Genomic DNA, 6,712 nt, shown 5'->3' with positions numbered 1-6,712 from the left:
TGTCGGGCGCGGCGGCTGGACCTGGTACACCGGCTCGGCGGGCTGGATGTATCGGTTGATCCTGGAATCCCTGCTCGGCCTGCGGCGGGAAGCGGAGACCTTGCGTATTGAGCCCTGCCTGCCGGCGGAATGGGACGGGTTCAGGCTTCACTACCGGTATCGGGAAACGCCTTACCGCATCTCGGTCAGCCAGGTCCGCGCCCGCGCGGGCGGCGATCGTCTGGTGACGCACTTGACGCTGGATGGGGTCGAACTGGAAGGGTCCGTGATTCGGCTGCTTGATGACCGGCAGGAGCATCTTGTGCAGGTCAGTCTGGCTGGATAGCGCACCAGCGAGTCAGGCATGTTGCAGGGTTCATTGGCACTTAAGTGCTGATTCGCCTCAAGCTGGCCGAGGCTGTGATCGCTCAGGTGCATCCCTCAAGGAAGGCGGTTTCATAGGGTGGCGTCGTTGCGGTCATCCTTATCCGCCCGCTAGAACACGCGGCCTAGCTAGGCCGCACTGGCCCCTTTTCACCCCGCTCCTCGCTGCGTTCTCGGGGCCTGTTTCGGGTAGCGCGTTAGGGCTTACGCGCGCTGCGCTCAGCGATCTGCAGCAAGGCACGCAGGGCCTCGTTCACGGCAGCGCTGTCGGGAAATGCCCCGACCAAATCAGGGTCGATGCAGACGATGTTGGAGCCCTCTGGCATTCTTGCCGCGTACTTTCCGCGTTCGAAACCGGCGGGAAAATCTTCTCGGCGATACGCTGGGCGGAGGTCGTCGGCTTGGGGGTTGTCTTCAGCCATGTTCATAAAGTTGAATGGTCCGGATCGGCACCCGTGGCAGCGAAAGGGTCTAAAAAGACGGTGCACGCTTCCTCGAAGCTTACGCCATGCTTACGCAGGTTGGCCGCCGCCTTCAAATTGTCCCAGTCGCAGTCCATCTGTCGATTCTAGCACCCAGCAGCCATGTCGAAAGGCGGCCGGCGCAGTAGCATGCCGCAACGGGGCCCTCGGAGCAGCTCGTTGAGAGGATACCGGGGGGTCGATCTGGCTGAAGCCGGCTGCGGTTTATCCGGTTGAAGTCTTGCGAACTACAGAATGTCACCGATAACAGCGCTTCACGATTTCTGACTGCGCAGCAATTCTTGAAGCGCTGTCCGATCAAAATTCAGAGAAGCATTGTTCGCGCCTGCGATGAGCACCTGCTCATTCAGTGTCATGATGGCTTCACGCGCTGCGGGCGAGAATGACCGGCTCAACTTGCCCATTGTGTCTACCAGCCGCGTGACCACATCGACGTCGGAGGTCCCGTAGCGGGCGATTGCTGAAAAGGCATGACATGCCAATTCCTCGATGACGATGACTTCAGTCAGAATCCGCAACTCTCCGGTGTCGTCGTAGCGGATCGGCGATGGAAGATCCCGATCGGACAATCGACCGAACACCTCCCCGAGTCGGTCGATACAGTAAAGCGCGGTCGTGGGGTCGTTTACGCCAGGCGACAAGGATCGCTGGGCCAGTTCGACAATACGCCGGATCGCGAACTCAAGATCCTGCTTGACTGACCGATTCCGGCCGATGACGAGCACGCCACGCAGGCTGTCGGCGACCCTATCCGACACTCGATCACGCGGATATGCCGTGATCATGCAGTCACCTTCGGCGACGAAGCGACCGGGCGGGGTCTCGATCCGCAAGACAAGCTCATGTTCTGCGGCAATCTGCATGAGCGCGTCCATACCGAGATTCTGCACGTATCCGCTCGCATCGGCACCGACCCGTTCGGAGCCAAGATCAAAGTCATTTGGGAGCCGATGCGCAGCCGGCTCGTCCTCGTGATGCAAGGGACCATGGCCGAGCCGTTCCGGAAAGAGTCGATCGACGGCGGCGCACCCGTCGGCGGCCAGTTGCGCGAGCAGCGTTTCGATGCGGATCGAAGTGGCGATATGATGGATGAAATAGATAAGAACCGCGACACCAACAGCAGCGAGAACCACCGCAAATGCAACGGTCAGATGCGGAACGAAGCTGGAGTCCGCCGTACCCCGCACCGAACGCATCACGACCAGACAATAGAGGAACGTCGCCACAAAGGTTCCGAGCACGATCTGATTGCTGCGGTCGCGCATGAAGTTTTCCAGGACCCGCGGCCCGAATTGCGAGGAGGCGAGTTGCAGCGAGAGCATGGTGATCGAGAAGATCAGGCTGGCTACCGTGATCATCGAGCTCGCGATGACCGACAGGATTGCCCGGGCGCCTTCCGGCCCGAACGTATAGGGCAAGCCGAAATCGCTCACAGTGCCAATACCAAGCCGGGTATCGACCTCGATCAGTAGGAACGATAGCCCGATCGCAACCGCGCACATCATGGCGGGAACAAACCAGAAACTCGAGTTCAGGCGTCCCCAGATCGCGAAGACGCGTGTAATGGACAATGACTTCGCCAAGTGTTGCTCCTTCCGGTCACGAGCAGTCCGGGGCAGCATCCGCGGTCCGCAAGATTTGGTCTATTCGGCGACAACACGAATTGCGCTTTTCAAAGCGGTGTCCGTGTCGCTCTGTACGCTACCGAACTGAACTTGTTCGAACTCCCGCCTATGCTGGTGGCTGTCGTGACGGACCGATCGATCCACCGCGATGGCTGTCAGGCAGCGCTTGCCTTTTGCTCCGCAAGCCCCCGCGCATGCGGCTCTGCCGCGCTGTGCTGCGGCCGAGTCCAAACCTCCGACAGACATGGAGTAGATACTCATGAAAAAGAAAATCACAATCAGCCTCGCTGCGGTCATCGTCATCGGGATCGCCGTTCTCTGGCTCTTCTGGGGTGCCGACACCTGGGACGTTCAGATCTCGGGCGTGACCGGCGATGGTCGGAATATCCAGTATCGTATCGAGACCGTCCATACAGACACCGCTGACACGTTCATCTTCCGCAACGAGGACGCCGGGTTCATGCCCCCGTACTTTAAGTTCAATTCTGCGGATCTCCAGGCGGTCGCGAGCCGTATCACACAAGACTGCCCGCAGGAACCCGTGACGGTGCATGGCTACGGTATGCGTATCCCGTTTTTGGGTATGTTCCCGAATGTCATCTCGATCGACGCACCAGCGCGCTGTATTAATGCGCCATCCAAAGAGGGGCCGGCGGTGACCAAAGGTGAGTGACGCGGGCCTTCGCGACTCGCGACTCTAAGCCTGTTGGCTGGCACGAGAGGATTACACGTGGCTTGGGCCTGTTGATCGCTATCTGCGGATGAGGGAGACAGGCGGTCTCGCTGCAAGGCAGTTCGTTTACCATTAAAGAAGTGAGATCAGGTATGAAACAAAAAGCAAGTCTTGTCGATGAATTTGGCGATAAGAGCGTCGATACCGATATTGACAGTCAGCAGCACACCCAACGTGAACGTGAGTTGCAGAATTGGGACGAGGAACAGGCGCGTGGTATCGCCAAGGAAGAAGGCGTCGAGCTTACAGATGCCCATTTTGAGGTGATACAGCGATTACGCGACTACTATCTGGAGAATGGTTCGGTCGAAAGCGGTCGAGAACTCGGCGATATCCTTGACGAGGCGTTTTCTGATCAAGGCGGCCGCCAATATCTGCGACGTCTGTTTCCGCACGGCCCGGTCACACAGGGTATGCGTTTTGCCGGATTACCGGTCCCCGCGCATAGCGAGGATGAGGGATTTGGTACGGCCCGCTAATCAATCCGCATAAGACACGAATCCGCCACGATGATCGGCGCCGCCAGCGAGTGCCCGGACCGCGCCGACCCGGTGATTGATGCTATTGAAACCTTCGGTCGGTAGCATGTGGCCTCGCGTCGACGCAGCAGACCGCAGTCCGTTGACTCGTCTGCAAACGCTTAGCGGCCTCAAGCGACCTAGGGGGCGGCAGAGCCACGCGGTGGGCGGTCGCGCTACGGCTGAACCGCGGTTTCGCCCCGAAAACGGCCTGCTCGCTCGCCGCCCGGACCTGACCGCCCGGTCGGCTGGCGGCTTGGTCGCTACTTGCCCACGGGGGCCACGTCCTTTTCGGAGCTGAAATCGAAGAGCGCGTAGGCGGGGCAGAACCGGAACCAGGCGGTGGCGAGCAATACCGCACCGATCAGTCCGGCCACCCAGTGAACGCCGAAGAAAACGCCGGCCATCAGGAGGATGCCTACCGCCGCGCGGATCAGTCGATCGATGTTGCCGATGTTGTGCTTGGTGTAATCAAAGTTCATGACATTGCTCCAGTGGTTGAGGGTCGATCTCTGCCTCGGTGCCGCTTCACAGATCCTTCTTGACGTCCCGGGCGGCATCGCTCACGGCGTCTCCGCCGCTTTGGATATCCTTGCCGGCGCCCTCGATGGTGTTGCAGGCGGACAATCCGCCGATCGCGGCCAGAAGAATCAGTGCTACGAGCTTTTTCATCTTCATCACCTGTTATCTGTCTGTGCCATCCGTTGCTGTTGCGCGACCGTCGGCCGGCCCTGTTTTCTCGGTTCCCGAGGGGCCGGTGCCGGGCATGTCGGCAGCGACCGCTGCCGGTGATGTAAAATCTACGCTGAACGGGCTTCACCTTCAGTACGCTAGCGAACTTAAGAAGCGTCCCACATCACATTTTCGTGCGCCGCAGCGGCGGCTGTGAGCAGCTCGATCAGAGGCAATGCCCGATGGGCGAGGCTGATGTGCTCGCCTTCCTCTGCATCATCCGCTGGGCCGTTGGTTGCGTCCAAGGGCTGGTCCGGTTGCGCCTCGACCGCGGCCTTGAGATGAGCCAGTGCATTTGGCACATCGTCGGCCAGAAGGGCGCTGGGTACCGATCCGCTATGCCCCATCAGCTTGATGAGTGTCACGGCGACATCGCCGAACATGGTGATGTTGGCGTAGGCCTTGGTTTCGAATGTGATCAACATGGTTGCCTCACTCCGGTCTTGAGTTTCTGAACACCGAGAGCTTGATCCAAGCGTCAGGGGCCGTCTGTTCGGTCACCTACAAAAGAACATGTTTTCTCTATGTGCGTTGCCGTACCGACTCCAGCGGGCGCGGGGGGCAAGCTCAATCGGTCACGGCTTATCACGATTTGGAGTCCGCTCTCATGCCGCTTGGTCTCATTGAACTTCCCTGGTGGGGGTATGTCCTGGTCATCCTCGGCCTGACCCACATCACCATCGCCTCGGTCACGATCTTCCTGCACCGACATCAGGCCCACCATGCCCTGGACCTGCACCCGCTCGCCAGCCACTTCTTCCGCGCCTGGCTCTGGCTCACCACTGGAATCGTCACCCGCAACTGGGTCGCCATCCATCGGAAGCACCATGCCAAATGCGAGACCCCGGACGACCCGCATAGCCCGCAGGTCTACGGGTTGAAAAAGGTCCTGTTCGATGGCGTGGATCTCTATCGCCGCGAGAGCGCGGTGGCGGAGACGCTGGAGCGCTACGGGCACGGCACGCCCAATGACGCACTCGAGCGTCACCTCTATGCGCGGCATCGCCAGCTTGGCATCGGCCTCATGCTGGTGATCGATCTACTCCTGTTCGGTCCCATCGGGCTCACCGTCTGGGCCGTCCAGATGCTGTGGATTCCATTCTTCGCCGCCGGCGTTATCAACGGCGTCGGCCACTACTGGGGCTACCGCCGCTTCGCCCCCAATGACGCTTCCAGGAACATCCTGCCCTGGGGCCTCCTCATCGGTGGCGAGGAGCTGCACAACAACCACCATGCCTATGCCACCTCGGCCAAGCTCTCCAATCAGTGGTGGGAGGTCGATATCGGCTGGCTGTATATCCGCCTCCTGGCGGCATTGCGACTCGCCAAGATCCGCCGCGTGGCGCCCAAGATTCGCGTCGACCTGACCAAGCGGCACTGCGACGTCGGCACCTTACAGGCCGTCGTCACCCATCGCTATGCGGTACTGGCCAGGTTTGTCGACAGCCTGAAGCCGACGGTCAAACAAGAGGTGCGCCAACGGCAGCTTGGCACGGCTCTCGGACTCGACGAGAAGAGGACGCTGCGAGCCGTCCAGAGGGGGCTGCAGCGGGGGGCGGAGAATCTGCCCGCGTCCGAGCGCATGATCTTGGAGCGAGCGCTCGCGGCCAGTCCCCTGTTGCGCCTCCTCTACGCGCTGCGCCAGGAGCTGGTCGCCCTCTGGGGCCGCTCCAATGCCTCGCGCGAGCAGTTGGTCGAGCAGCTGGAAAGCTGGCTTCAGCACGCCGAGACGAGCGGGATCATCGCGCTGCAGCAGTTCTCCAAGCGGCTCTGCGGCTACGGTTGACGCGCCTTCTTGGCAGCAGCGATCCTCGAAGCGCTGGCCGCGCGCGAGCGGCGCAGCCGCATTGACCCTGGCCCGCGAGGTAACTCATGCACCGCTATCGCATCTTGCATCGGACCTACTACAGCTTTTCGAGCCAAGTACGGCTTGGCCCCCACGTCCTGCGTCTGCGACCCCGGGAGGATCACGAGGTACGCATCGAGTCGGCAACGCTGACCACCACGCCCACCGCCGCGCTGCGCTGGCACCGCGATGTCGAGGACAATTCCGTGGCGATTGCCACCTTTGACGTGCCTGCCAGCCAGCTCGCGATCGAGAGCGATGTCATCATTCAGCAGTTCAACGCGGAACCGCTCGATTTCCTGGTCGACGCGCAAGCTGTCGATTACCCCTTTGCCTATGCCGTCGAAGATCAACCCGTGCTCTCGCCCTATATGGACGATTCCCCGTGCAGCGGCGGCGACCCGCTGACGGCC

At 60.9% G+C, this 6,712-nt stretch carries 11 protein-coding genes; 5 read left to right on the top strand and 6 right to left on the bottom strand.

Annotated elements, in window-relative coordinates; all coding sequences use genetic code 11:
* Window positions 1-325 (top strand): glycosyl hydrolase family 65 protein (locus VBE63_RS23355; protein ID WP_323685415.1); only part of this gene is annotated, 325 nt, incomplete at its 5' end.
* A gap of 235 nt (window positions 326-560) precedes the next feature.
* Here VBE63_RS23355 and VBE63_RS23350 read toward each other — a convergent pair.
* The 3 genes from VBE63_RS23350 to VBE63_RS23340 all read right to left on the bottom strand — a co-directional run bounded on the left by VBE63_RS23350 (window position 561) and on the right by VBE63_RS23340 (window position 2,428).
* Window positions 561-791, bottom strand: coding sequence for a hypothetical protein (locus VBE63_RS23350; protein WP_323685414.1), 231 nt, complete (start codon window positions 789-791; stop codon window positions 561-563).
* The gene (locus VBE63_RS23345) at window positions 788-922 is read right to left on the bottom strand and encodes a BrnT family toxin (protein ID WP_323685413.1); all 135 of its coding nucleotides are present in this window, start codon (window positions 920-922) and stop codon (window positions 788-790) included. The genes VBE63_RS23350 and VBE63_RS23345 overlap by 4 nt, the downstream gene beginning before the upstream one ends.
* A 177-nt stretch (window positions 923-1,099) precedes the next feature.
* Window positions 1,100-2,428, bottom strand: a complete 1,329-nt coding sequence (locus VBE63_RS23340) for a DUF2254 domain-containing protein (protein ID WP_323685412.1) — start codon at window positions 2,426-2,428, stop codon at window positions 1,100-1,102.
* Between the two features lie 301 nt (window positions 2,429-2,729).
* Between VBE63_RS23340 and VBE63_RS23335 the strand changes: the two genes are divergently transcribed.
* Window positions 2,730-3,143, top strand: a complete 414-nt coding sequence (locus tag VBE63_RS23335) for a DUF1523 family protein (RefSeq protein ID WP_323685411.1) — start codon at window positions 2,730-2,732, stop codon at window positions 3,141-3,143.
* 152 nt (window positions 3,144-3,295) lie between these two features.
* On the top strand, window positions 3,296-3,682 hold the full coding sequence (locus tag VBE63_RS23330) for a TusE/DsrC/DsvC family sulfur relay protein (RefSeq protein WP_323685410.1): 387 nt from the start codon (window positions 3,296-3,298) through the stop codon (window positions 3,680-3,682).
* A 302-nt stretch (window positions 3,683-3,984) separates the two neighbouring features.
* On the opposite strand, the gene VBE63_RS23325 is transcribed toward VBE63_RS23330, so the two are convergent.
* The 3 genes from VBE63_RS23325 to VBE63_RS23315 form a co-directional block, all read right to left on the bottom strand.
* The gene (locus tag VBE63_RS23325; protein WP_323685409.1) at window positions 3,985-4,203 is read right to left on the bottom strand and encodes a DUF2892 domain-containing protein; all 219 of its coding nucleotides are present in this window, start codon (window positions 4,201-4,203) and stop codon (window positions 3,985-3,987) included.
* Between the two features lie 46 nt (window positions 4,204-4,249).
* Window positions 4,250-4,399, bottom strand: coding sequence for an entericidin A/B family lipoprotein (locus VBE63_RS23320; RefSeq protein ID WP_416274648.1), 150 nt, complete (start codon window positions 4,397-4,399; stop codon window positions 4,250-4,252).
* Window positions 4,400-4,560: 161 nt separating this feature from the next.
* Complete coding sequence (locus tag VBE63_RS23315) at window positions 4,561-4,878, bottom strand: DUF1840 domain-containing protein (RefSeq protein ID WP_323685408.1); 318 nt, start codon at window positions 4,876-4,878, stop codon at window positions 4,561-4,563.
* A gap of 182 nt (window positions 4,879-5,060) precedes the next feature.
* Here VBE63_RS23315 and VBE63_RS23310 point away from each other — a divergent pair, with 182 nt between their 5' ends.
* Complete coding sequence (locus tag VBE63_RS23310) at window positions 5,061-6,239, top strand: fatty acid desaturase (protein WP_323685407.1); 1,179 nt, start codon at window positions 5,061-5,063, stop codon at window positions 6,237-6,239.
* 86 nt (window positions 6,240-6,325) lie between these two features.
* The coding region (locus tag VBE63_RS23305) for a transglutaminase N-terminal domain-containing protein (RefSeq protein ID WP_323685406.1) at window positions 6,326-6,712 on the top strand (387 nt) is incomplete at its 3' end.

Source organism: Lamprobacter sp. (assembly GCF_034860625.1).
Taxonomy (GTDB): domain Bacteria; phylum Pseudomonadota; class Gammaproteobacteria; order Chromatiales; family Chromatiaceae; genus Lamprobacter.
Note: the sequence above shows the minus strand (reverse complement) of the source record. Positions and strands in the feature narration are given on the sequence as shown.

Bases quoted from the DNA above. Each gene is read 5' to 3' on its own strand.
- VBE63_RS23315 (WP_323685408.1), bottom strand. From the start codon at position 4,878: ATGTTGATCACATTCGAAACCAAGGCCTACGCCAACATCACCATGTTC.
- VBE63_RS23325 (WP_323685409.1), bottom strand. From the start codon at position 4,203: ATGAACTTTGATTACACCAAGCACAACATCGGCAACATCGATCGACTG.
- VBE63_RS23335 (WP_323685411.1), top strand. From the start codon at position 2,730: ATGAAAAAGAAAATCACAATCAGCCTCGCTGCGGTCATCGTCATCGGG.
- VBE63_RS23345 (WP_323685413.1), bottom strand. From the start codon at position 922: ATGGACTGCGACTGGGACAATTTGAAGGCGGCGGCCAACCTGCGTAAG.
- VBE63_RS23330 (WP_323685410.1), top strand. From the start codon at position 3,296: ATGAAACAAAAAGCAAGTCTTGTCGATGAATTTGGCGATAAGAGCGTC.
- VBE63_RS23310 (WP_323685407.1), top strand. From the start codon at position 5,061: ATGCCGCTTGGTCTCATTGAACTTCCCTGGTGGGGGTATGTCCTGGTC.
- VBE63_RS23350 (WP_323685414.1), bottom strand. From the start codon at position 791: ATGAACATGGCTGAAGACAACCCCCAAGCCGACGACCTCCGCCCAGCG.
- VBE63_RS23320 (WP_416274648.1), bottom strand. From the start codon at position 4,399: ATGAAGATGAAAAAGCTCGTAGCACTGATTCTTCTGGCCGCGATCGGC.